Source organism: Rhodococcus sp. IEGM 1370, assembly GCF_033142325.1.
In the GTDB taxonomy this organism is placed as follows: domain Bacteria; phylum Actinomycetota; class Actinomycetes; order Mycobacteriales; family Mycobacteriaceae; genus Rhodococcoides.
Genome location: NZ_JAWLRY010000010.1, coordinates 121,745 through 142,834 on the forward strand (window position 1 = coordinate 121,745; position 21,090 = coordinate 142,834).

The 21,090-nt window shown below is 64.1% G+C and carries 25 protein-coding genes; 15 read left to right on the plus strand and 10 right to left on the minus strand.

Annotation, left to right across the window (positions count from 1 at the left end; genetic code table 11):
* Positions 1-106: 106 nt before the first annotated feature.
* From R4P47_RS14710 to R4P47_RS14725, 4 genes are read left to right on the plus strand one after another with little or no spacing between them, the layout of a single operon-like run.
* The gene (locus R4P47_RS14710) at positions 107-325 is read left to right on the plus strand and encodes a hypothetical protein (protein WP_283347461.1); all 219 of its coding nucleotides are present in this window, start codon (positions 107-109) and stop codon (positions 323-325) included.
* A 38-nt stretch (positions 326-363) separates the two neighbouring features.
* Entirely contained in the window at positions 364-921 is a 558-nt protein-coding gene (locus R4P47_RS14715) for a flavodoxin domain-containing protein (RefSeq protein ID WP_283347462.1), read from the plus strand.
* Positions 918-1,361: a universal stress protein gene (locus R4P47_RS14720; protein ID WP_283347463.1), complete on the plus strand. Its 444-nt coding sequence runs from the start codon at positions 918-920 to the stop codon at positions 1,359-1,361. Before R4P47_RS14715 ends, R4P47_RS14720 begins: the two co-directional genes overlap by 4 nt.
* 10 nt (positions 1,362-1,371) lie before the next feature.
* Positions 1,372-1,797, plus strand: coding sequence for a VOC family protein (locus R4P47_RS14725; RefSeq protein WP_283347464.1), 426 nt, complete (start codon positions 1,372-1,374; stop codon positions 1,795-1,797).
* A gap of 22 nt (positions 1,798-1,819) precedes the next feature.
* Here R4P47_RS14725 and R4P47_RS14730 read toward each other — a convergent pair whose 3' ends face one another.
* The 3 genes from R4P47_RS14730 to adhP form a co-directional block, all read right to left on the minus strand.
* A complete protein-coding gene (locus R4P47_RS14730) occupies positions 1,820-2,407 on the minus strand; it encodes a hypothetical protein (protein WP_317533785.1) in 588 nt (195 codons plus the stop codon).
* 150 nt (positions 2,408-2,557) lie between these two features.
* Positions 2,558-3,322 (minus strand): GAF and ANTAR domain-containing protein, encoded by a 765-nt coding sequence (locus tag R4P47_RS14735; protein ID WP_094670287.1) that lies wholly within the window; start codon positions 3,320-3,322, stop codon positions 2,558-2,560.
* A gap of 115 nt (positions 3,323-3,437) precedes the next feature.
* A complete protein-coding gene (gene adhP, locus R4P47_RS14740) occupies positions 3,438-4,448 on the minus strand; it encodes an alcohol dehydrogenase AdhP (RefSeq protein ID WP_317533786.1) in 1,011 nt (336 codons plus the stop codon).
* A gap of 256 nt (positions 4,449-4,704) precedes the next feature.
* Between adhP and R4P47_RS14745 the strand changes: the two genes are divergently transcribed.
* Entirely contained in the window at positions 4,705-5,157 is a 453-nt protein-coding gene (locus R4P47_RS14745) for a DUF1003 domain-containing protein (protein WP_094670288.1), read from the plus strand.
* Here R4P47_RS14745 and R4P47_RS14750 read toward each other — a convergent pair.
* From R4P47_RS14750 to R4P47_RS14760, 3 genes are all read right to left on the minus strand, one after another.
* Positions 5,132-5,632, minus strand: a complete 501-nt coding sequence (locus tag R4P47_RS14750; protein ID WP_317533787.1) for a flavodoxin domain-containing protein — start codon at positions 5,630-5,632, stop codon at positions 5,132-5,134. The two genes, R4P47_RS14745 and R4P47_RS14750, sit on opposite strands and share 26 nt — an antisense overlap.
* Positions 5,629-6,060, minus strand: a complete 432-nt coding sequence (locus tag R4P47_RS14755; RefSeq protein WP_143536621.1) for a hypothetical protein — start codon at positions 6,058-6,060, stop codon at positions 5,629-5,631. The genes R4P47_RS14750 and R4P47_RS14755 overlap by 4 nt, the downstream gene beginning before the upstream one ends.
* A 268-nt stretch (positions 6,061-6,328) precedes the next feature.
* Positions 6,329-7,708, minus strand: a complete 1,380-nt coding sequence (locus R4P47_RS14760; protein ID WP_283347468.1) for an MBL fold metallo-hydrolase — start codon at positions 7,706-7,708, stop codon at positions 6,329-6,331.
* 130 nt (positions 7,709-7,838) lie between these two features.
* Here R4P47_RS14760 and R4P47_RS14765 point away from each other — a divergent pair, with 130 nt between their 5' ends.
* On the plus strand, positions 7,839-8,612 hold the full coding sequence (locus tag R4P47_RS14765; RefSeq protein WP_283347469.1) for a sulfite exporter TauE/SafE family protein: 774 nt from the start codon (positions 7,839-7,841) through the stop codon (positions 8,610-8,612).
* On the opposite strand, the gene R4P47_RS14770 is transcribed toward R4P47_RS14765, so the two are convergent.
* On the minus strand, positions 8,538-10,016 hold the full coding sequence (locus R4P47_RS14770) for a DUF4389 domain-containing protein (protein WP_283347470.1): 1,479 nt from the start codon (positions 10,014-10,016) through the stop codon (positions 8,538-8,540). The two genes, R4P47_RS14765 and R4P47_RS14770, sit on opposite strands and share 75 nt — an antisense overlap.
* Before the next feature lie 197 nt (positions 10,017-10,213).
* On the opposite strand from R4P47_RS14770, the gene R4P47_RS14775 reads away from it, so the two are divergent.
* The 9 genes from R4P47_RS14775 to R4P47_RS14815 all read left to right on the plus strand — a co-directional run bounded on the left by R4P47_RS14775 (position 10,214) and on the right by R4P47_RS14815 (position 16,928).
* Positions 10,214-10,519: a three-helix bundle dimerization domain-containing protein gene (locus R4P47_RS14775; RefSeq protein ID WP_283347471.1), complete on the plus strand. Its 306-nt coding sequence runs from the start codon at positions 10,214-10,216 to the stop codon at positions 10,517-10,519.
* Positions 10,513-11,397 (plus strand): universal stress protein, encoded by an 885-nt coding sequence (locus tag R4P47_RS14780; protein ID WP_283347472.1) that lies wholly within the window; start codon positions 10,513-10,515, stop codon positions 11,395-11,397. The genes R4P47_RS14775 and R4P47_RS14780 overlap by 7 nt, the downstream gene beginning before the upstream one ends.
* Before the next feature lie 118 nt (positions 11,398-11,515).
* Positions 11,516-12,112 (plus strand): hypothetical protein, encoded by a 597-nt coding sequence (locus R4P47_RS14785; protein ID WP_283347473.1) that lies wholly within the window; start codon positions 11,516-11,518, stop codon positions 12,110-12,112.
* Between the two features lie 45 nt (positions 12,113-12,157).
* Positions 12,158-13,630, plus strand: coding sequence for an AAA family ATPase (locus tag R4P47_RS14790; RefSeq protein ID WP_283347474.1), 1,473 nt, complete (start codon positions 12,158-12,160; stop codon positions 13,628-13,630).
* Positions 13,627-14,661, plus strand: a complete 1,035-nt coding sequence (locus R4P47_RS14795; protein ID WP_269595037.1) for a zinc-dependent alcohol dehydrogenase family protein — start codon at positions 13,627-13,629, stop codon at positions 14,659-14,661. The genes R4P47_RS14790 and R4P47_RS14795 overlap by 4 nt, the downstream gene beginning before the upstream one ends.
* Positions 14,662-14,813: 152 nt before the next feature.
* Positions 14,814-15,014 carry a hypothetical protein gene (locus R4P47_RS14800; protein ID WP_068055050.1) on the plus strand — a complete coding sequence of 67 codons (201 nt, stop codon included), beginning with the start codon at positions 14,814-14,816 and terminating at the stop codon, positions 15,012-15,014.
* Positions 15,015-15,029: 15 nt separating this feature from the next.
* Entirely contained in the window at positions 15,030-16,157 is a 1,128-nt protein-coding gene (locus tag R4P47_RS14805) for a cation:proton antiporter (protein ID WP_269595038.1), read from the plus strand.
* A gap of 105 nt (positions 16,158-16,262) precedes the next feature.
* Entirely contained in the window at positions 16,263-16,571 is a 309-nt protein-coding gene (locus R4P47_RS14810; RefSeq protein ID WP_037193923.1) for a WhiB family transcriptional regulator, read from the plus strand.
* 135 nt (positions 16,572-16,706) lie between these two features.
* Positions 16,707-16,928, plus strand: coding sequence for an ANTAR domain-containing protein (locus tag R4P47_RS14815; RefSeq protein ID WP_269595039.1), 222 nt, complete (start codon positions 16,707-16,709; stop codon positions 16,926-16,928).
* A gap of 144 nt (positions 16,929-17,072) precedes the next feature.
* Here the strand turns inward: R4P47_RS14815 and R4P47_RS14820 are convergent, their stop codons facing one another.
* The 3 genes from R4P47_RS14820 to R4P47_RS14830 form a co-directional block, all read right to left on the minus strand.
* The gene (locus tag R4P47_RS14820; RefSeq protein ID WP_269595040.1) at positions 17,073-18,287 is read right to left on the minus strand and encodes an EAL domain-containing protein; all 1,215 of its coding nucleotides are present in this window, start codon (positions 18,285-18,287) and stop codon (positions 17,073-17,075) included.
* 339 nt (positions 18,288-18,626) lie between these two features.
* Positions 18,627-19,736, minus strand: a complete 1,110-nt coding sequence (locus tag R4P47_RS14825) for a GGDEF domain-containing protein (RefSeq protein WP_283347475.1) — start codon at positions 19,734-19,736, stop codon at positions 18,627-18,629.
* 451 nt (positions 19,737-20,187) lie between these two features.
* Positions 20,188-21,051, minus strand: coding sequence for a DUF559 domain-containing protein (locus R4P47_RS14830; RefSeq protein ID WP_317533788.1), 864 nt, complete (start codon positions 21,049-21,051; stop codon positions 20,188-20,190).
* Positions 21,052-21,090 lie beyond the last annotated feature (39 nt).

The following is a 21,090-nucleotide window of genomic DNA, read 5'->3' on the forward strand; positions in this document are numbered from 1 at the left end:
CCTTCGGCGACCGGTGAGGGTCCTAAGTCCCTGTTTCCAGGCGCTCCCGCGCGGCAGAGTCGTCGTCAGTGATCCTCACGAGCAACCACCGACAGGACCGACCGGCATGACACTCTCCCTCACATTCGCTTTCGCTGTCGCAGCACTGTGTTTGCTCGCAGTGCTGCGGTCCGGTGCTCGCACTCCCGCCTGGGCAAGAGCGCGCGCCGTTGCCGGTCCCGACACGTTGGAGGAGTTGTTCGCCGCCCGGTACGCACGCGGCGATATCGACTTCGCTCAGTACCGCAAGTCCGTGGATCTCTTGACAGCACAACTCCATTGCTGACCGAACGCCGAACCTCGAGAATGAAAGCAGAAGGCATCATGCGCATCCTGATCGCAACGGCAAGCCGTCATGGTTCCACCCGCGAGCTCGGACAGTGGTTGGGCTCGGCGCTGACCGCGAGACTGTCCGACACCGCCACGGCGGCCACGGTCGACGTCCGCGACGCAGCCGATGTGGACAGCATCGCCGAATACGACGCCGTCGTACTCGGGAGTGGCGTCTACATGGGCCGCTGGCTCGGTGATGCCCGATCGCTCGTCGCCCGTGAGCAATCCGAACTCGAGACCAGGCCGGTGTGGCTGTTCTCCAGCGGGCCCATAGGTAGCGGGACACCGCCCACTGCGAAGTCGAAGTGGAGCGAGGCGTCCTGGGCAATCGAACACAAGGTGTTCGGCGGCAAGCTCGATCGATCGACGTTGTCGTTGTTCGAGCGCGCGGTGGTCCGAATGATCAACGCCGGCGACGGAGACGACAGATCACGCGCCGAGGTCGACGAGTGGGCCGGAGACATCAGCGGTGTCCTCGCAAAACGGCTTTCACCCTCCACCTCCGCCGTCGACAGAGATTCATCACCCGAGAAAGGCCCATCCTCATGACCGACACCGAGCCGACCGGCCGACCCATCGTGGTGGGAGTCGACGGATCACCTTCGTCGATCCTCGCCCTGCAACGTGCGCAGCAGTTGGCCACCGCCTTGTCGACCACGTTGGAGGCAGTCACTGTCTGGCAGTACCAGCCGTACATGGACACCGGCTATGTCGTCGAGGTCGAGCCCGCGAAGAACGCTGAGACGATTCTCGCCGAGGCTACCGCTGCTGCGTTCGGCACCGATCTGCCCGCAGGCCTGAAACAGGTTGTGAGACAGGGTTCTGCAGCAAAAGTCCTGCTGGAGGCCAGCCATGACGCCGAGATTCTCGTTGTCGGCAGCCGAGGGCACGGCGGATTCGTCGGACTGCTCCTCGGATCTGTCAGCTCGCAGTGCGCGGAGCATGCACATTGCCCAGTGCTGGTGGTTCATGCGAGGGACCATCACTAGCGGGGCCGCCGTGCCCACACCGTCGCACATTGCGACGGTGGCCGTGGCATCGGCGCTGATCAGGGTGCGGGAACTCGAGCGGTCCATCGATTTCTACTGCTCGGTGTTCGAGTTCACCGTCTCCCTCCGAGAAGCGGACGCCGCACTGTTGCTGGCGCGAAACGGCTTTCAGATCTATCTGCACGCCGACCCACTGTCTTTGCCGCGACCGGTGACAGCTCTGGGAGTCAGCGAGATCATGTGGTCGGCTCAACGCGCCGAGTCACTCAACGAGATCGGGGCTCGGCTCCGCAAGCACTATCCGTCCACGTACATTCACACAGCCGACGGAGTCAGTTTCGTCCACGGGTGCGATCCGGACGGCAACAGGGTTCTCGTGGCCTACCCGAGCCCATTGCAGTTGCCTCGCAGCGTCATCGAGCATCGTTTCCGCTGAATCCCGGCGGTGACACTGTGGGTCAGGAACCCTGCGGCGGAAACCATCCGCGTGCGTCACGCAGGGTTCTTCGAGCCACTTCGGCTGTGGGCGTCCCGGATTGCGCTGCCAATCGGTGCAGTTCGGCACGGCCTTCCGCCGCGCTGCGCCCGCCGGCGATGAGCACTCCGATCGCCTGATTCACCTCGCTCACCGACGCGAGCGCGTGAGCGGACCCCTCTTCGCCCGCACCGCGCAGGTGTCGATCGAGAACTGCGGAGTCGCCGCCGAGTCCGAGTGTGAAACTCACATCGGCGGCGAAGTCCACGAGAGCGCCTGCGGTGCCGGACAGAATGAGCAGATACTTCTCGGTCCCGATGCTGAGCGGGTCGGTGAGGGTGAGCCTGAGCGATGATGCCGGCTCGTGGTCGGCACTGTTCCCGGTCGACGCCGACACCTCGAAGTACTCACCCTCGACGATCACGGTGAGGGTTATCGAGACCACGGCCGATACGGCCGCGTCGATATCCGCGGACAGTCGGTCCACCAGTTGTGCGAGGTCGACGGTGGAGCTGTCGAGTGCTGTGGTCAATCGCGCCAGATCGGCGAGCAGACGAGGCTGCAATTTCATCGAGAATCCCGTGCGGCCCGACCGCCTGTTCGATTCTTCCGTGAATCCTGCCACGATGGATCTCCATCGTCCGGTGCAGGCGCGAGGCCAAAGTCGGAGTCCATGCCTCGATTGCACCCGCATAGTCGACGCTACGCGCTTTTGTCCGGTCTATGTGCGTCGGCGACGCGCGCGTGCCACCTTCATCGCCTCGGCGACCATGGATTGGGCCACTACAGCTATCTTCTTGTGCTCGGTCTGACTGATGTCTCGAAGCTTGTCGTATCCCTCGGCATCACTGCATCCGGTTCTACTGATCAGTATGCCGATGGCCTGATCGATCACGGCTCTACTGCCCAATGCCTTTTCCAGTTGCTCGGTCAGCTGCACTGCACTGTCCAACGCACGGGCATTCTGAGCCGAAATCGCCGCGGGCACTGCGAACAACTCGCCCAGTTCGGCTGCTCGATCATCGAAGGCGTTCGGCTTGTGCGCGTAGACGTTCATCGCGCCGAGTACCACCGACTTGGTGATCAGCGGCAGCGACAACACGCTGTGCACACCCAGCCGGCCCACCTGAGGTCCGAACTCGGGCCACTGCGGATCGGCGTCGAGCGAACCCGACCGAACGGTGATGCCCTCCTTCGCTGCGGTGATGCACGGACCCTGGCCCAGTCCGTACTGGATGTCGTCGACCACACGGACGAAATCCTCGCTGGCCACGATCGTGGCGGGAAGGTTGGGATGCAACAACGTCAACCCGGCTCCATCGGCACCCGGGATGGCACGCACCGCGAATTCCGCGACGTGCGAGAGGGTTTCCGGTAGCGACATCGTGCTCATCGCCAACCGACCGAGCCCGGCCAGGGCGGCGGCGAAATCGTCGTCGAACTCGTCGGTGACGGGTTGCTCCGGGGCGGGGTTCTCCGCGTGCATCGCTGCTCGATTCGTAGTGAGCACACATGCTGATCGAGCACGTGTCTGCCCTTCCGAACCCTACGGCGTTTCGGACATTACGGGAACATCGACCCGAGATCGGGGCCATGCGCGCTCAGAACTCGAACACCTGACGAGCGGTGACGCGGCCACCCATGAGGTCGTCGAAGCACTCGTTCACTTCGTCGAGTTTGCGCGAGACGGCAGATACCGTGGTGCGCCCGGCCTCGTGCAATGCGAACACCTCACGCAGGTCCTTTCGGGTGCCGACGATCGAACCGAGGACGGAGATACCGCCGACCACCGTCTCGAAGATCGGAACCGGGAACACACCGTGCGCGGGCATCGACACGCACACCAGCCGTCCGCCGCGTCGCAGGGACCGGAATGCCTGATCGAACACGCTGGGGATGACGGCCAGCACGATGGCGACGTCGGCTCCGCCGAGATCTTGGATGGCCGCCACCGGATCGGTCGTCGCCGAGTTGACGGTGTGGTCTGCGCCGAGTTCACGAGCGAGTTCGAGCTTCTCGTCCTCGATGTCCACGGCGGTGACGAATCCTCCGGCGATCTTGGCGTACTGCACTGCCATGTGACCTAGTCCGCCGACGCCGAAGATGGCCACGCGCTGTGCCGGTGTGACGCCACCGACCTTGACTGCCTTGTACGTGGTGACGCCGGCGCAGGTCAGCGGAGCGGCATCGAACGAGGAGATGCCGTCGGGAACGCGGACGACGTATTTCGCATGGGCCACAGCGTATTCGGCGTATGCCCCGTCGATCGAGTAGCCACTGTTCTGCTGCCTCTCGCACAGTGTCTCCCAGCCCGATACACAATGATCGCATTCGCCGCAGGCCGAACCGAGCCACGCGATCGCGACCCGCTCGCCGATTCGATCCTTCGACACCTGGGATCCGACTGCTTCGATCACTCCGACGCCTTCGTGCCCGGGAACGAACGGCAGGGTCGGCTTGGCCGGCCAATCCCCCTGCGCAGCATGGATATCGGTGTGACAGACCCCGCACGTCTCCATCTTCACCAGCACCTGCTCGGGTGCCGGTTCCGGAATCGGGATGTCCTTGACGACCAGGGGTCCGCCGAACTCGGTGACAACAGCAGCTTTCATCGTGGACTTCCTCCAACTATCGAAACCAATGCCGTTCTCGACCATCGAGCAATGCACACCGTCGATGGTCGGCGCTGCGACACTCGGCATGTAGGGCCGGAAGTCACCGCAGGTTCGGGACGTATCCCGAACCGACAGGTCGGGAGCAGAAAGGCCCGAGAAGCAGGGGCTTTCGTCCCTGGCACTGGTCGCCGACCTCGGCCACACTCGGCAGCATGGATACTGCTGCACACTCCCGATCGAACACCTGCGAGCAATGAACCTGTGGCGACGACACCCCGGGGTCCGAACCGGTGACGCACTGACCACCGGTGAGCGAGCGGCGGATTACGTCCGAAACGGAATGGGCTCCTGGCCGTTCGTGTTCCTGTTCCTGGGCACCATGGCGCTGTGGGCCGCCTACAACCAGAGCGACGGATTCGACCCTTACCCCTTCATCCTGCTCAACCTGTTCCTGTCGATGATCGCGGGACTACAGGGAGCGATTCTGCTGATCTCGGCAAAACGTGCGGACTCGGTGAGCAGTGAGGTTGCCGTACATACCCTTTCGAACACCGCGCTACTCCAGGACATGATCGAGGCCAATACGGTCTTGACCGAATCGGTGGCGCAGTTGGCAGCCGAGATACACGAGCACGTCTGCCCATCCGCTCAGCGTCTCGGTACAGGCAGATCTCAGAAGGTCACGAGCCCGGTGTCCCAGCCGTGAGACAGGCGAGTATCTCTCGGGCCCAGTTGCATACGAGCACCCAGTCGCGGAAGTCTCCGGCGACTGCACCGGAGTTGTCGAAGATCTGACGCTCCCCCACCGAAAGTTTGTCGGGATCAAGCCTTCCGGGAAACGTTCGGTGAGCGATGACATGCAACACCGACACCGCGTGTGCCGCGTCGGAAATGACGTTGACCGGCCGGTCGCTCGAGTGCAGCGGTCCACAGGAGAACAGCCAGATGGGTGGATGTTCGGATCTCGACACCCTGTCGACCAAAGCCTTGGCGGCCGGAACCCAGCGATCGGAGTAGACGGCGCTTCCGATGATCACCGCGTCGTAACCGTCCACGCGGGTCACGGATTCCGGGGCTTGGATGTCGACGTCGACGCCCTCGTGCTCGAAGACTCGCCCCATTTCCTGGCCCAGACTGTGGGTCGCGCCATGCCGACCCGCGGTGCAGATCAGCAACCTCATACGTCGTCCGACAAAAGATACGCGGACTTTCCCGCGGCAACCGTCATCCGCCAACCGCGCAGAGCAATGACGAGACCCAGCACACCGAACGATCCCAGCAGCCAACTCGTCTCACCGGTCACGGCCGCTAGAACCACAATCCAGGCCACGAGGAGCACGCCGGCGATGTGAGCCATCGGGCCCGACCGTCCGCCGCCTGCGAAGGCAGACGCCGCAGCAAGCCCCATCGGTATGCCGACGACCAACACCAGTGAGAGCGCTGTGAGCGTGACTGGCAACGTCCCCTGCACGTAAGGACTTGGATCGATTGCACCCGAGACCAATCCGATCGCGGCACCGAACGCGTTGATCGATGCACCTCCGCAGACTGCGCCGAGCCACGGCCAGCGTCGAGTGCGTTCGGTGGCCACCCGCGTTGTCGATATCATCGGTTCAGCTTGGCTGCAGCGCACCGCCTGAACTAGGGCACAAGGTCCCTGCTGCCCAGGGTGATTCAGCGACCGAACAACGACCGTATGCTCGGACGCTCAGAGACGGGTGACGCTGATGCCTCACCGCAGGTGCAGCGGTCGGCCACGGACACCGTGGCCATGACGTCGTCGACATGGTTGCCGCAACCACCCCAGCCGGTCTTGTTGCAGGTGTTGCAAGTGACGGGATAACACATGATTCTCTCCTCTACGATTCGGTGAAATATCAGGCCGGAACGTGGGCGTCGGCCCAGGCGTTGTAGCCACCCAGCAGATCCGAGACGTCCTCGAATCCCTGAGCACGGAGCAAGGATGCGGCCACACTCGAACGCCAGCCGCCTGCACAGTGCACCACGATCGGCTTACCCGTCGGAACTTGTTCGAGTCGAGTTCGCAGCTGCGCCAGGGGTATCGGTGTCGCTCCCGGGATCGTGCCGAGGTCGCGTTCACCCGGATTACGGATGTCCACCAATGTCACCTCGTCCGCTGCGAGCATGGCGTCGAGTTGCTCCACCGTGGTGCGTGGAGCGGTCTCGACCAGTTCGGTCAGCTCCGCAGGGAAGGTTCCGTCTCGGTCCACCACCAGGTAGCCGATCGCGTTGTCCGAGCCGACTCTGGCCAACCGCAGCGCGGCTTCCTGCTCGTCCCCCGGGTACGCGATGAGAACGATCCGTCCGCCGATCTCCGCGACCATGCCGCCGGTCTCGGCGAAGCGACCGTCGAAACCCACGTTGACCGATCCCCGAAGATGACCGGCCGCGAAGTCGTCCACACTCCGCGCGTCGAGCACTCGGGTGCCGGCGGAAAGTTCGCCTCGGACCTCCTCCGGCGTCAGCGCAGGAATTGTGCGGCTCGGAGACAGCAGCGGGTGCACCTGCTTGTTCATCGCGGCGTCGGCGGAGAAGTACGACGGAGCCGCCGGTTGACCTTCGGTGACCAGCGCAACGAAAGCATCCTCGGTCATCGGCTGCACCGACGGATTGGTCGCCCGCTGCTCGCCGATGGTGGAGGTCAACTCGGTGGACAGGTTCTTGCCACAGGACGAGCCGGCTCCGTGGGCGGGCATGACGACGACCTCGGCGGGCAGCGTCAGCAGTGTGTTGTGGACCGTCCGATACATCGCTCTGGCAAGGTCGGTGGTGGACCCGTCCCCGAGATTGACGAGATCGGGTCGCCCGACATCGCCGATGAACAGGGAGTCTCCGGTGAGCACGGCGGTCGGGGTGGCCCCGGGATGCTCGCGAACCAAGACCGAGATCGACTCCCAGGTGTGACCCGGAGTGGACAAGATCTCGAGTTCGACCTCGCCGAGGGACAGACGTTCCCCGTTGCGCAGTCTTCGAATGGGGTAGTCGGTCTCGGCCGATTCACCGAAGCCGATCCACGCGCCGGTCGCGTCGACCAATTCGAGGTGACCCGAGACGAAGTCTGCATGAAAGTGGGTGTTGACGACGCCCTCGATCGTGAGGCCGTATTTCGCCGCATCGTCCAGGTACTCGGCGATGTCGCGACGAGGATCGACGACGATCGCGCGTCCGGTGCTCTCGTCACCGATCAGATACGAAGCGTGGGAAAGGCATTCGAGGTAGTACTGCTCGAGAATCATGATTTCCTCCATCTGGCTGTCTCCGGGCGAATTTCGCGGGGCGGTAGACACAGTGTGCAATACCCCCTAGGGTATGTCAAGTACCCCCTTGGGGTATAAAGAGAACAGCAACCATGGGAGTGAACACACGATGACGTTGGCGCTGGCGCTCGGATTCGGTGCAGTGATCGGAATTCTGCTCGGCCTACTCGGTGGAGGCGGATCGATTCTTGCGGTCCCGGTGTTCGTGTTCGCCCTCGGCCTCGGCGTGGAGGAAGCGATCCCCGTCTCGCTGATCGTCGTCGGCACCGCCTCCGCAGTAGGAGTGATACCGAAGCTGCGAGCCCACCGAGTCGAATGGCGGCTGGCGGCCGTGTTCGCTGCGACCGGCATTCCCGCCACGTTCGCCGGCAGTGCACTCGGCCGGTTGCTTCCGGACAGGGTTCTGCTGCTCGGCTTCGCCGCCGTGATGGTTGCCGCAGGAGCGCGGATGCTCGCCGAGCGGGGAGATATCGGAACAGCCTGCAAGACATCGACATCGGGCATCAACTGGAGACGCTGCGCACCACGTTCGATTCCGGCCGGTCTTGCCGTCGGATTCATGACCGGGCTGTTCGGCGTCGGAGGCGGCTTCCTGATCATTCCGGTACTGGTGCTGATGCTCGGCATAGAGATGTCGGTCGCTGTCGGAACCTCGCTGGTCATCATCGTCGCGAACTCCGTCGCAGGTCTGTTCTCACACCTGAGTGGTACGACCATCGACTGGTCGATCACCCTCGCCTTCGCAGGCACCGCGATCGTCGGCTCCCTCGTGGCCGCGCACTTCGGAAGTCGAGTCGATACCGCACGGCTACAACGTTTGTTCGCCTACCTCGTGTTCGCCGTGGCCGGATACGTCGTCGTCGACGCGGTCTTTTTGAGCTGATTCGACCTCGTCCGGCCCCTGATCGAGCCGGAACGGCGGGTACTCGTCGGTCATCAGAGCCGCATAGGCCGCGACGCGAAACACCCACCGGTTGATGCCGAGCACCAGGTCGAACAGGCCTCGCGGATAGCGCCCGGTGAACAGGAGCGTGATTCCGGCGATGAGGACGAGCACGCCGAGAACGGAGCCGAAGATGTACGGCTGGCCCGTAACCCCGGCGTCCCCGCCGTTACCCGCTATGCGGAAGCCCGCGTACCAGCCTCCCGCCAGCAGGGAGAGCACCAGGTAGTGCGGGATCGCCAGCAGCCACCACTTCACCAAAACTTTGCCGCGCGATAGCTTTTCGGGGTAGTCCACCACGAGGTCGGCGGGATGATCCGTACGGTGCAGCGTGAACGGCGGGTAGCGGTCGGTACCCAGCGCGGAGTACGAGTAGAACTGCACACGCCACACCCAGCGGAGAACTCCCACATTGAAGTCGAACAACCCACGCGGGTACCTCCCGGTGAACAGGATCGCCAACCCTGCGACGAAGGTCGTGACGAAGAAGCCTGCCAGGAGAAAGACCAACACGATGTAGTGCGGCACTGCCAGAATCCATTTCACGAGCCACAGCCCCCGGGACAGCGACTCCGGGCGTGTGCCTGTGAGCACCACCGGATATCGAGACTGTTCGGTAGCGCTGAGCAGGGTGTCCGGTTCGTCGAGCGGCTTCGATTCAGCCGCGGTCTCGGAAGCCGTTCGCCTGCCGAGCCCGGAGGCGCCGAAGACGATCGCCCCGACACCGAGCACCAGAAGAAGCGCCGACGCTGCCAGTACGGAAGCAGCCACCGGTCCGAGTGACTGCACTCGAACGCCTGCCCTCACGTCCACGTCGACGCCGGCGCTCCCGTCGGCATTCATGACGACCATCGTCCACGAGCCGCCCTGCGGCCTCCACTCCAGTTCTGTTGTCCCCGTGCCACTTGCACGGTCGAACCACCACGGCTGATCCAGCGGCGAAGCAGCGGTGTCACTTCCGGTGACGTTGTCGTATCCGGCCCGAAAGGGAAAGAACTCGACATCGGTCACCACGGTGTGTGCCACACCGCGGAGGTAGTCGCGGACATCGGCAGTGGGAGCGATCCCGATCAGCACCTCACGCGCGGGATCGGACGAAGCGACTCGGACCGAGACCGTCACCCGGTCCGATACCTGCGGGTCGATCGAATCGACAAGGGAGACATCCTCGGACACGAGTGCGCTCGAGGCCGTCGTCAACGGTGCAGTCGGCAAACTGATTCGCCCCTCGTCGTCCTGCGCGACGTAACCGAAGAACAGGAGCACGCCGACGCCGAGCACGGCGAAGGCGACGAGTGAGACCACACATCCGATGACGAGTGCAAAAACTCTGTTCGTTCCCATGACGGGCCCTTCGGTCGGTACAGCTCGTGAGGCGCGGGTCATCGTGCAGCGTGGACGACGCTACGAGGCGGCATCACAGGACAGAGGGGCCTTCGGTAACGAGCTCGTCGACAAAAGGCCCTACATCGCACGACGCGCGCCGGGCACGCTCGAGGCAGGAGCACTCCATCTCCACGAGCGCGAGGTAACCGATCTTCATGACCATCACCGACGCACCACCGACCACCCGACTGCTGCACGACGAATTGACATCGATTGCCGCGATGCTCGCCGCGAGGTTCCCCGATCTGACGCGCGCAGTCGTCGACGACGCAGTCCGCACCACCTACGACCGCCTGTACGCCACCGCGCGCGTCCACGGCCACCTGTTCCCACTGACGTCCAATCGTGCCCGTGTCGAACTAGAGCGCCTGCACGCGGAACGAACAATCGACGACGATCTGAAGACCGTTTCGGCCGAGATACGCCGTACCCTGGCGCCCATGGCAGGCCGGTCATGGTGAGCGCAGAGCCGCGACACCAACCCACGGACAACCCGGTCGCCCCCGGCTTCTGGACGAAGCACGAGTGGGGTGACATCGTCGTCGCGCTCGACGGCACCGTGAAGTCCCGCGACGCCCTGTCCTGGGCCGCGGGCCTGGCCTCTGTCACCGGGGCACGCATTCGGCTAGTGCACGCACTCACCTCCCGCGAATCGGCCCGGTCGTTGGAGCGACTGCACGGTCGACGCCTTCTCCGATCGGCTCGCCGTGAACTCTTCGGTCTCGATCCCCGCATCGCAATCGATTCGATTCTGACGGACGATCCCATCGCCTCCGTTCTCGGCGCGCTGTCGCACACTGCTGATCTGATCGTCATCGGAGGTCGTGAATCGGGCCCGATCCGAGATGTGCTGTTCGGCCGCAATGCAACTCGCATCGTCGAAGAATCGTCGTGTCCGGTCCTGGTGTGGCGCCCCCAGCACGCGGATCTCACGCCGACCTCTCCGGTTGTCGTCGGCGTCGATCACTCCGACTCGTGCACCCGAGCGATCGAGGCGGCCTTCTGGTTCGCCGATGCACTCGAGGTCCCACTCACCGCGCTGCACGTCGGATCGCCCCACCGTCGGCCTGTCACGAACGACGCTGAGCTGGAACAGATCCGAGCACTCGAATGGCTGGGCGGACGCCTCGACGCTGCCAAGTCCATGCATCCCACGGTCGACGTGCACCTGCATCTGCTCGACGCGTCCGCGGAGCACGAGCTTCGACTCGCATCGGCCACCGCACACCTCCTCGTGGTCGGCAGCCGCGGGCCAGGGCCATGGACGGGTCCGTTCACCGGATCGGTCGGCCAGTCGCTGGTGCATGCGTCGGGCTGCCCGATTCTCGTGGTGCGTTGAGTCCTCGAACTGCCGACAGCCCCCGGGTCATCGGGACCTTGTGCCCTTCCGGATCCGCTGCTCGACGCCGGAGACTCGTAGTAGACGAATGCACTTCGGGTGGGAGTAGGTGACGGCCATGTTCTCGGAACTCGCGCACCGGTGGTGGCGACACAGTCCGTGGATCTCCAATCCACTGATGCGGCTGCCGGACAGGATCGAACGAGCGGCTTTCGCCGTCGGGATCGCGGTGCTCCTGCTGCTGATTCCCGTGGCAGCGACGATCGGTTCGGTGACGTACAGCGACCTGTCGTTGCGGGCGCAACAGCAACGCGCAGAATACGTTCGAGTCGATGCCCGGGTGGTCGACTCCGTCAGGACCGAGCGGTCCGAGACGGACGGTGCCGTGCCCGCCAGCGGTACCGCGACTGTGCAGTGGAGCGCGCCGGACGGCTCCATCCGGTCGGGATCGGCCCAGGTGCCGTCCGCTGTGCAGATCGGTGAGACGACTCCGATCTGGCGCGACGCGGACGGAAACCGCGTACGCGCTCCCGAGACCGCCGCCGGTGCCGTCGTCAACGGAACTGCCACGGCCGTGTTCGTGTGGTTCCTCGGTGCAGTCGTCGTCGGTGGTCTCGTCTATCTCACCACCAGGGCCGGCGAACGTTCACGAATGCGGCAGTGGGACAGGGACTGGCAACACTTTCTACAGGACCGCGACCATCCTTCGCGGTAGTGCCGTCGATCTTGTTCTTTTCCATAAACCATCGAAGGATGCACAATGCCTGCAGTAGTTGATTGCGACCGAACAGGCCCGGCGGTCGTCGGCACCGCAGAGGTCCACGAAACGCACAGCGCCTACGTGTTTCTACTCGGTGATGTCGCCTACAAGATGAAGAAGCCGATCGAGACGGACTTCCTCGACTTCCGTACCGTCGATTCCCGATGGACCGCATGCGACCGCGAGTTCGTACTGAATTCCCGATTCGCGCCCGATGTATATATCGGTATCGCCGAGCTCACCGATCCGGGCGGCGGGCCTGCCGAACCACTGCTGAAGATGCGACGCCTCCCCGATTCCACCCGGTTGTCCACCCGCGCCGCGGCAGGCGACGATATCGGCACCGTCGTCGACCTCGTCGCGCAGACTGTCGCGGTTGCCCATCGGAACAGTCCTCGAAGTACCCGCATCGACGACGAGGGGCGACAGAGCGCTCTGGACGAGCGGTGGCGCAACAACATTCGCGAGCTGCGCACACTCGCGGTCGGCGTCATCGACACCGCACTCGTCGACGAGCTCGAGGATCGATCTCTTCGCTACGTCGCCGGTCGTGCGGCCCTCTTCGACCATCGGATCTCGCGGGGCCGCATAGTCGACGGGCACGGGGACCTTCTTTCGGACGACATCTTCTGCCTACCGGACGGCCCACGAATACTGGACTGTCTCGATTTCGACGACCGACTGCGCTTCCTCGACGGAATCGACGACGTCGCCTGCTTGGCAATGGATCTCGAATTCCAAGGACGCCCCGACGCGGCTCGCCGCTTCGTGGCGTCGTATCTCGAGGCGACCGAGGACAATCCTCCCTGCTCTCTGATCGATCACTACATCGCCTACCGCGCAACGGTTCGCGCGAAGGTCGCCTGCCTTCGCTTTCATCAGGGTCATCCGGCCTCGCAGACCGACGCGCTCGCCCACATGCGACTCGCGCTGGACCACCTGGCGTCGTCGGCCATCACCATCACGTTGGTGGGAGGCCTGCCCGGCACCGGCAAGAGCACGGTGGCCGCCGCACTCGCGGAACGCACCGGGGCGGTGGTGCTGTCGAGCGATGTGGTGCGCAAGGAGAGCGCGGGACTCGATCCACGGTCTCCGCATCCGTCGGCAGTCGGATGCGGGCTGTACACCCCCGAGAAGGCAGCATCCACCTATGCCGAATTGATGCACCGAGCGCGCGAGCAGGTAGGGATGGGCCGTTCGGTCGTCATCGACGCCTCGTGGAACGACGAGAAGTCGCGCGAGCACGCGCTCGAACTGGCCGCCGGCACCCACAGCGATCTTGTCGAGCTCGAATGCCGAACGCCCGAACATGTTGCCCTCGAACGTATTGCGACCCGCCCACGCGGCGCTTCGGACGCGTCGCAGGCCGTGTACGACGCCATGGCCGGTGCCCGACGCCCCTGGCCGAGTGCAACCGTGATCGACACCTCCGGGACGATTGCCGACTCACTTGCCGCGGTGGCCACTTCGTGAACTCTTCGATCCCCGGTACGGAAGAACGCGGAAAGCTCTGGCGCACCAGCGTTCCTGGCTCCGTCGACGACTCTCCGCTGCATCTGTGTGACGAACCTCGTCCCGTCCCCACATCGGGAGAATTGTTGATCGCGGTGCAGGCCTGCGGGGTGTGCCGGACGGATCTACACGTCGTCGAGGGCGATCTTCCGGTACACGAACCTCACGTCGTCCCCGGGCACGAGATAGTCGGGGTCGTTGCCGCCCTCGGCGAGGAGTGCGGCACTGCCTTTCGCATCGGAGATCGAGTTGGGGTTCCGTGGCTTCGGCACACGTGTGGGACCTGCTCGTTCTGCACCGCTGGAAAGGAGAATCTGTGCGCCGAATCCCGTTACACCGGTTGGGATCACGACGGAGGCTTCGCGCAGTGGGCGGTTGTCCCCGTTGACTACGCTCTCACGCTGCCGGACGGATACCGCAATGCCGAACTCGCGCCCCTGTTGTGCGCGGGAATCATCGGTTACCGAGCGTTGCTGCTTGCCGAGCTCCCCGAACAAGGCGTACTCGGCCTCTACGGATTCGGCGGCAGCGCCCATATCGTCGCGCAGCTCGCCCGCTCGGCCGGTGCCACGGTGCATGTGATGACCAGGGATCCTGTTGCGCGCGAGTTCGCGCTGTCCCTCGGTCTCGACTCGGCACAGGACACCTACGCCGCCCCGCCGCAGCAACTGGATGCAGCGATCGTGTTCGCTCCGGTCGGTGAGATCGTCCCCGCAGCGCTCGAGGCACTCGTGCCGGGCGGAACCGTCGTCCTGGCCGGTATCCACATGACCGATGTCCCTGCCATGGATTACCAGCGGCACCTGTTCCACGAAAAACGTTTGCGCAGTGTCGAGGCGAACACCAGGGAGAATGCACGGGCATTCCTCGAGATCTGCGGTCGAATCGACTTGACGGTGCAGACCACGGAGTACCCGTTTTCGCGAGCACCGGATGCCCTGCGCGATCTGCGGCACGGCCGGTTCGCGGGCGCCGCAGTCATCGTGATGTGAACGTCGGCAACGCCGATCACCACGAGAAGGGCCGAGTGTCCTCGAAAAGAGAGCCTTTGTGCCGACGGCACGGCGCGTGTGCCGTCGTACGCTCGAGACTGTCGTCCTTGAACTCGTCGACACGAATCACCCACGTTCGAGGAGACGATGACATGACCGATCTCGACACCGAATTCCGCTCCGCCGGTACGGACTACGAGTTCGCGCTGATGCGTAGCCCGTTGGCTGCGCAATTGCGTGTGGTCGAGTATCGGATGCGGGTGATGATGACCGAGCAGGGGGCGCTGCATCCTCGTGATCTCGTTGCGTCGGCGCTGCCGTCGAGTCGACGCCCGACGCTGAACTCTGCCTGACACCGGCGCGGGCGCATGACCTTCGAGACGCTCGCCCTGTGTGCCGCGGTGGGATTGTTCGGCCCACTGCTGGCGCTTCCACGCGGGCTTCGGATACCCGTCGTCATCGGAGAACTCGTCGCCGGAATTGCACTCGGCTACACAGGCTTCGGCGTAGTCGACCCGAGCGAGCAGACGCTGAGCTTCCTCGCGCAGGTGGGCTTTGCGCTCGTCATGTTCGTGGCCGGCAGTCAGGTTCCGATTCGCGATCCGCGACTGCGCATCGGCCTCGGGGTCGGTACTGCACGGGCGGTGGCCGTCGGGCTGCTGGCAACCGCGCTCGGCTGGGCTGTGTCCGCCGCGTTCGATCCGCCTCACCTCGGTCTGTACGCGGTGTTGATGGCGTCGTCCTCGGCCGCAGTCATCATGCCGATCGTCGAATCCACCGCGATGACCGCTCCGGGCCTGATGGCCCTCCTGCCGCAGATCGCGCTCGCCGATGCCGTCTGCATCGTCGCGCTGCCCCTCGTGATCGATCCACAGCGGGCCGGTCCGGCCGCATTCGGATCTGCGACGGTTCTGCTCGCTGCCGCGGTGATCTTCGTCGTCCTGCGACACTTCGACATCTCGGGACTGCGCCGCCGCGTGCATCGGGTGTCTGCTCAGCGCAAACTCGCGCTCGAACTGCGACTCAACCTGGTTCTGCTCTTCGGCCTCGCGGCACTCGCCGTCCACACCCACGCCTCGGTGATGTTGGCCGGTTTCGGTTTCGGCGTTGCGGTTGCCGCCATCGGAGAACCGCGACGCCTTGCCAAACAGCTGTTCGCCATCACCGAAGGATTCCTGGGACCACTGTATTTCGTCTGGCTCGGTGCATCCCTCGATCTGCGTGCACTTGCCAGTCACCCGAACATGATCGTGCTGGGACTCGTCCTGGGCTTCGGTGCCATCGCGGTGCACGGTGCGATGCGCCTGACCGGCCAGCCCACCCGACTCGGGATACTCGCGGCAGCCCAGCTGGGCGTTCCGGTCTCGGCCGTGACACTCGGCGCGCAGAGCGGAGTCCTGGCTCCCGGTGAAGGCCCTGCCATCGTGCTCGGCGCACTGGTGACCATCGCGGCGGCCGCCGCAGCGTCGCGGGTCGCCGCTCGTCGTCCTGTCTGACCCTGCGGGCCTGCGGCGGCGCAAGGCATTTGGGTGTTTCGAGTTCCGCGTGACGGGGAACATGGGTCCTGGAACGATCGGCACGACGCGAAACGGATCATGACGATGACGGATGACCAGGTCTGGCGCCTCAAGGGTGCGTGCATCGAAGACATGGATGCCTACGACTCGCAACAACTTCCTCGGCACGGACGCAAGCGCGCAGAGAAGGCATGGCGCTTGTGCGCCGACTGCCCGGTGTTGCGCAATTGCGCCGAGCAGACCGCGCGCGATATCGAGTCTGGCCGTATTCCGGTCGGCGTGGTCGTCGCCGGTGCCGCGTATCACGACAATGCGAGCAACGGGCGGCGGACCGACGCCTACCGCACTCTCGAGTTCCTGATCGGACGGCCGCTGTCCAACCCCGCCGCCTGACAGCGCCGAGGTTCTGTAACACCGCGATCACGGAACAATACGAAGTCGGTAACGTGGACAGCTCTGTTCGGCAGGTCTTCGGCGCGTCTTCTCGGGCCTGACCTGCGTCGGAGCAAGTCGCGCAACAATGTCTGCATGACCGCAGCGAACGCAACCGACTTCGGGCTACCGAACGATGTTCAACGGGCACTCTCGCAACGAGCACCGATCGAACAGGCCAAGGGAATGTTGATGGCAATACATCGCATCACCGCCGATGCGGCGTTCGCGCTGCTCGTCGACCGATCTCAGGGCACAAACCGAAAGCTTCGCGACATCGCGCAGGAGTTGGTGGACACGGCTTCGTCGGCGCGGTAACTGTTCAGGCAGCCCCGTACGCTGCTTTTTCAACGCACGGGGCCTGAGCAATGCGGCAGTCCGGACTACTTCATTACCTGCTGTGCCGTATGCCCTGCCATGGCTGCCCGAAACATTCCGTCCGGGAACGCGGTCGTCGTCGTGTCAGAAACGCGCGAGAATCGCACGCGCACAACGAACTACTGTCGCGCGGTCGTACGACATCACATAGTCGAACTCACGATCGGCGTCGATTTCCCCGCGGTGCAGATCGATCGCTGCGAGCACTCCACAGAAGTGCGGACCCAACACCACCACGTTCCACTCCTCCACGAGCGGATCCGTCGGATCGAGGGGCGCATGCATGATGCCGCCCTCTTGTACGTAGCCCATGCCAACGCCGTACACGCCGGCGTACGAGATCTGCTCGGCCATCGAGACCCAACGAGCACGGGTGGTCGAGGTGAAGTGCTCTGCTCGCTGAAAAGTACCGAGCACCAACGTTTCCGGCCCTGCGGCCGCAGCCTGCATCTCGAGAGACGTACTCATCGCCACCAGTAGACGCTTGGTGCTGCGGGTGGCTGTCTTTCCTGCGGACGCGATGGCGTACGGCGACTCGGCGGCGACAGCGGGCGTACTCGAGGTCGGGAACGGCGGCATCACCTCCGCGGCGTCCGCGGGGAGCTCCTCGGTGGTCTCGGCCGCCGGATACAGCTCACCCACCCCGTAGGTCGCTCCGAGTCCGAGTGCGCGAGTGCGGTGCAGTGCAGTGTCGACTCCGCTGGCCACCACCACCGCGCCGGTTCGTTCCACCTGAGCCGAGACGGCATGCGCGGTACGTGCGGTGGCGAGATCGGGACGCCGGGAGACCATCGATCCGGCGAGGATGATCACATCGGGTTCGATGAGCGGCAGCAGGGTCATCGACTGCGGCCGACGACCGACGTCGTCTACGGCCACCACTTTGCCGTCACGCCTGGCCTTGTCGATCGCGGCGAGGGTGCGGGCCGGACTGTCGACGAGTGCCGCCTCGGTGACGACCACGATGTCGCGGCGCAACTGTTCCTCGGTGGCGGAATCGAGTGCAGCAAGGGAGTCGACGTCCATGGAGACGAGCATCGGCAACCGCACCGACTGATTGATCCGAGCCACTCCCCACGCGAGGGCGTCGAGTTCCCGCTTGGCGTCCATTGCTCTCGCGGCGCGCTTAAGCGCGTCGGCGGAGGCGAGCGGGCCGTTCTGCGGACCTCGCAGTTGAACTTCGATCGCTGCGAGCGCGCCGTTGTCCAGCCGACAGACCGGGGCGAAATACGGTTGCACCGTCAGCTCTCCCGTGTCCGTGTCGACTGCAGATCCTGCTTCGGCCAGCGCGAACGTCACACCACAGTTTGACACGAAAAAACGACCCCCGTCACGTGGGGGTTGGCTGATCTTCAAACCTGATTTCCGTAGTTTCTTCTCGCTGTCTTAATGGTGGACGACGGAGGTGTCACGACAGACACCACAACTATCTCGTTTGGATAACTTTGCATAACGCTCCGATAACGGAACTTTCCCAGAGTCGACCGCGCGGCTCGGAACCCTCAGGGCTCGAAATCGGGCCGAAAACCCATGACGGAGTGGACTTTCAGAACCGAAGCCCAATTTTGTTACCACGGCAAACAACAAACGTACCGACCGCATTGTGACTATTTCGACGCGGACCTCGGCTCGGCGTCGTCACTGCAGTTCGTTCACGTCACCGCTCGACAGCGAATCGCCTCCGTAGAGGGCGACGCGGTCGCCGCCGAGCCTTTTCGCTTGATACATCGCCTCGTCGGCGCGGCCCAGCAGTTCGTTGACAGCGGACTCGACGTCCCCCGTCTCGACCACGGCACGGGCAATGCCCAACGACGCGGTCAACGGTGCAGGGTCGGTGCCGTCGCACAGACGAACTCGTAATCGCTCGGATTGTTCGACCACCGTATCGAGGCCGTCGACACACACGGCCGCGAATTCTTCGCCGCCCAGTCGAACCGTGACTGCCGGTGCCGGGAAGACCTCGAGGATGCGATTCGCGGTCGTCCGGATGACCGCGTCTCCATGCTCGTGGCCGTATCGGTCGTTGACCGCTTTGAAGTTGTCGATGTCGATGACCACGGCGACCAGCGACATGTTCGCACCGGATCGAGATTCCAGGTTGCCGATCGCCGCATCGAATCCCCGACGGTTCCGCAGGCCGGTGAGCGGATCGTAGAACGCGCCGGTGGCGTCTCGGCGCAACAGCATGAGGAAGGAATGCCCGATCAACGGTCCCGCGAACATCACCAGGATCAGCATGACGAAGTAGAGACTGGTCTGTAGACGCTCCGCCGGGTCGTTCACCATTGCCGAGACGTAGATGGTGACGGCGGTGACGAATGCGAAGCCGTGATGGACCGCCAACAACTTGGGCCCGTGAAACCCCGCGACATAAGCGCCCATGACCGTGAACAGGGCTGCAATGGGCAGGACTGCGGACGGTCCATCGGTGGTGAGCAGAACAGCCGCGAGCACGATGTCGGCGTACAGCACGAATGCGATCGACACGCGCCAGCTCGGCCAGCCGCCGATCAACCAGATCAACCCCACCGGGACCGTTGTGACGACGGTGAACCACAGGGGCCAGCGCGCGAAGTTGCTGTCGGCGAACCCCGGAATGGTCAGAGCGATCGCCGCGGCACCGCCGTAGAGCCAACACAGGATTCCGATGAGAACCCTGGTGATGTCCAATCCTCGTTGCGAACGCGCATACGCAACGTTCCACCCGTAGTCGACGGGAAGCGACCACCACTGACGAAGACCGTTCACCTTGCAGAGCTTTCCTGGTATCCCGACCTGGAGGGCCAAGTCAACCACAGACGAATCACCCGGTCTGCGAACTCGAGAACTTGCCTGCGGGGCACGGATCGGGCGGCGGAGCCGGGCTTCCCTCCCAGCTCCGCCGCACTCGACTGTACCTATTGTCGAACATATGTGCGAGCTCGCAAAGGAGTGGTTTTCGGTTGTACCACTCATACTGTGCACAAACCGAGAAAGTGACCTACAGTCTGTGACATGCTCCAGAAAAGGGGTTCGAACGGGGTTCGACCGCCAGGTTCCACTGATCCAGTTCATTTGGCGCTCTTAGCAATCCTCACGATTGCTGTGATCGCCCTCGTCGTCATCGCGGTCCAACAGGGCCGCCTCTGATCACGCACCTCAGCGTTCACTACCGACTCTCCTCGGCGGAATCCCGCGTTCGGCGCACGCTTTTGAACGCTCACGTCCGCGGCAGCGCTCGGCCGACTGCATCGATCGAACGTCGACGACGCCGGACCACCTCGATGATCTCGTCGACCACGCGTCGCGTTTCGCCCAAGGCCTGTACAGCGGAGTAGCGCAGAACCAGCCACCCCTGAAGTACCAGCCGGTTCTGGCGTCGACGATCGCCGTCGAACGCTCGGCTCGACGTATGGAACTCGCGTCCGTCGATTTCGACGATCACCCGTGCCCGGAAGTCCACGAGGTCGCCGAAATACGGACCAACCCGCGCGTTGATCTCCATGAAGAACTGTCGAGCGGACAGTGCCCGAGCCACCACTCGCTCGGCCTCGGATCGGGTGCCGAGGCAGCACAGTCGCAATTGTCTCCGTACTGCCTTCATGCCGTGCATCCCGCGAGATCGTTCGCATTCCGTCGCGATTCGACGTCGCAGAGCCGGCCGCGCGATCGCCGTGTCGAAGAACCGCTCCAACTCCTCACCCGTCAGAGTGGCCGCCACGTCGACGAACACCTGGGCCAACGTCACCACCGGAAGACCTCGGCACCGGTCCGCCTCGGGGACGCGTCGTCGATGGATCTTCACCCACTCCGGCGCGTGCTGCCGGGTCGAGGGCGGCACTGTCGCCGTGACCTGCGTCGGCTCCTCGTCGATCAACCCCCACACCCACGCAGCGGTCAGATGACTGAGCACAGCGCCGGGCTTCCACAGAGCAACCGCTGTGCACAGGTCGATGTACTCGGGTTTGCTGGTCGCATAGATTCCGGGCAGCACTCGAATCAGCTGCCCGGACGCCGTTCTCCGAGAGATGGTGCTGCGGCTCATCCCCCGAGCCATCAGGTCGACCGCTGTGTGTACCCCCATGCCGATACGGTGAACGATCGACGACGCCTGCGCCAGTGC

Bases quoted from the DNA above. Each gene is read 5' to 3' on its own strand.
- R4P47_RS14710 (WP_283347461.1), top strand. From the start codon at position 107: ATGACACTCTCCCTCACATTCGCTTTCGCTGTCGCAGCACTGTGTTTG.
- R4P47_RS14715 (WP_283347462.1), top strand. From the start codon at position 364: ATGCGCATCCTGATCGCAACGGCAAGCCGTCATGGTTCCACCCGCGAG.
- R4P47_RS14720 (WP_283347463.1), top strand. From the start codon at position 918: ATGACCGACACCGAGCCGACCGGCCGACCCATCGTGGTGGGAGTCGAC.
- R4P47_RS14730 (WP_317533785.1), bottom strand. From the start codon at position 2,407: ATGAAATTGCAGCCTCGTCTGCTCGCCGATCTGGCGCGATTGACCACA.
- R4P47_RS14735 (WP_094670287.1), bottom strand. From the start codon at position 3,322: ATGCACGCGGAGAACCCCGCCCCGGAGCAACCCGTCACCGACGAGTTC.
- adhP (WP_317533786.1), bottom strand. From the start codon at position 4,448: ATGAAAGCTGCTGTTGTCACCGAGTTCGGCGGACCCCTGGTCGTCAAG.
- R4P47_RS14745 (WP_094670288.1), top strand. From the start codon at position 4,705: ATGAACCTGTGGCGACGACACCCCGGGGTCCGAACCGGTGACGCACTG.
- R4P47_RS14750 (WP_317533787.1), bottom strand. From the start codon at position 5,632: ATGAGGTTGCTGATCTGCACCGCGGGTCGGCATGGCGCGACCCACAGT.
- R4P47_RS14755 (WP_143536621.1), bottom strand. From the start codon at position 6,060: ATGATATCGACAACGCGGGTGGCCACCGAACGCACTCGACGCTGGCCG.
- R4P47_RS14760 (WP_283347468.1), bottom strand. From the start codon at position 7,708: ATGATTCTCGAGCAGTACTACCTCGAATGCCTTTCCCACGCTTCGTAT.
- R4P47_RS14765 (WP_283347469.1), top strand. From the start codon at position 7,839: ATGACGTTGGCGCTGGCGCTCGGATTCGGTGCAGTGATCGGAATTCTG.
- R4P47_RS14770 (WP_283347470.1), bottom strand. From the start codon at position 10,016: ATGGGAACGAACAGAGTTTTTGCACTCGTCATCGGATGTGTGGTCTCA.
- R4P47_RS14775 (WP_283347471.1), top strand. From the start codon at position 10,214: ATGACCATCACCGACGCACCACCGACCACCCGACTGCTGCACGACGAA.
- R4P47_RS14780 (WP_283347472.1), top strand. From the start codon at position 10,513: ATGGTGAGCGCAGAGCCGCGACACCAACCCACGGACAACCCGGTCGCC.
- R4P47_RS14785 (WP_283347473.1), top strand. From the start codon at position 11,516: ATGTTCTCGGAACTCGCGCACCGGTGGTGGCGACACAGTCCGTGGATC.
- R4P47_RS14790 (WP_283347474.1), top strand. From the start codon at position 12,158: ATGCCTGCAGTAGTTGATTGCGACCGAACAGGCCCGGCGGTCGTCGGC.
- R4P47_RS14800 (WP_068055050.1), top strand. From the start codon at position 14,814: ATGACCGATCTCGACACCGAATTCCGCTCCGCCGGTACGGACTACGAG.
- R4P47_RS14805 (WP_269595038.1), top strand. From the start codon at position 15,030: ATGACCTTCGAGACGCTCGCCCTGTGTGCCGCGGTGGGATTGTTCGGC.
- R4P47_RS14810 (WP_037193923.1), top strand. From the start codon at position 16,263: ATGACGGATGACCAGGTCTGGCGCCTCAAGGGTGCGTGCATCGAAGAC.
- R4P47_RS14815 (WP_269595039.1), top strand. From the start codon at position 16,707: ATGACCGCAGCGAACGCAACCGACTTCGGGCTACCGAACGATGTTCAA.
- R4P47_RS14830 (WP_317533788.1), bottom strand. From the start codon at position 21,051: ATGGGGGTACACACAGCGGTCGACCTGATGGCTCGGGGGATGAGCCGC.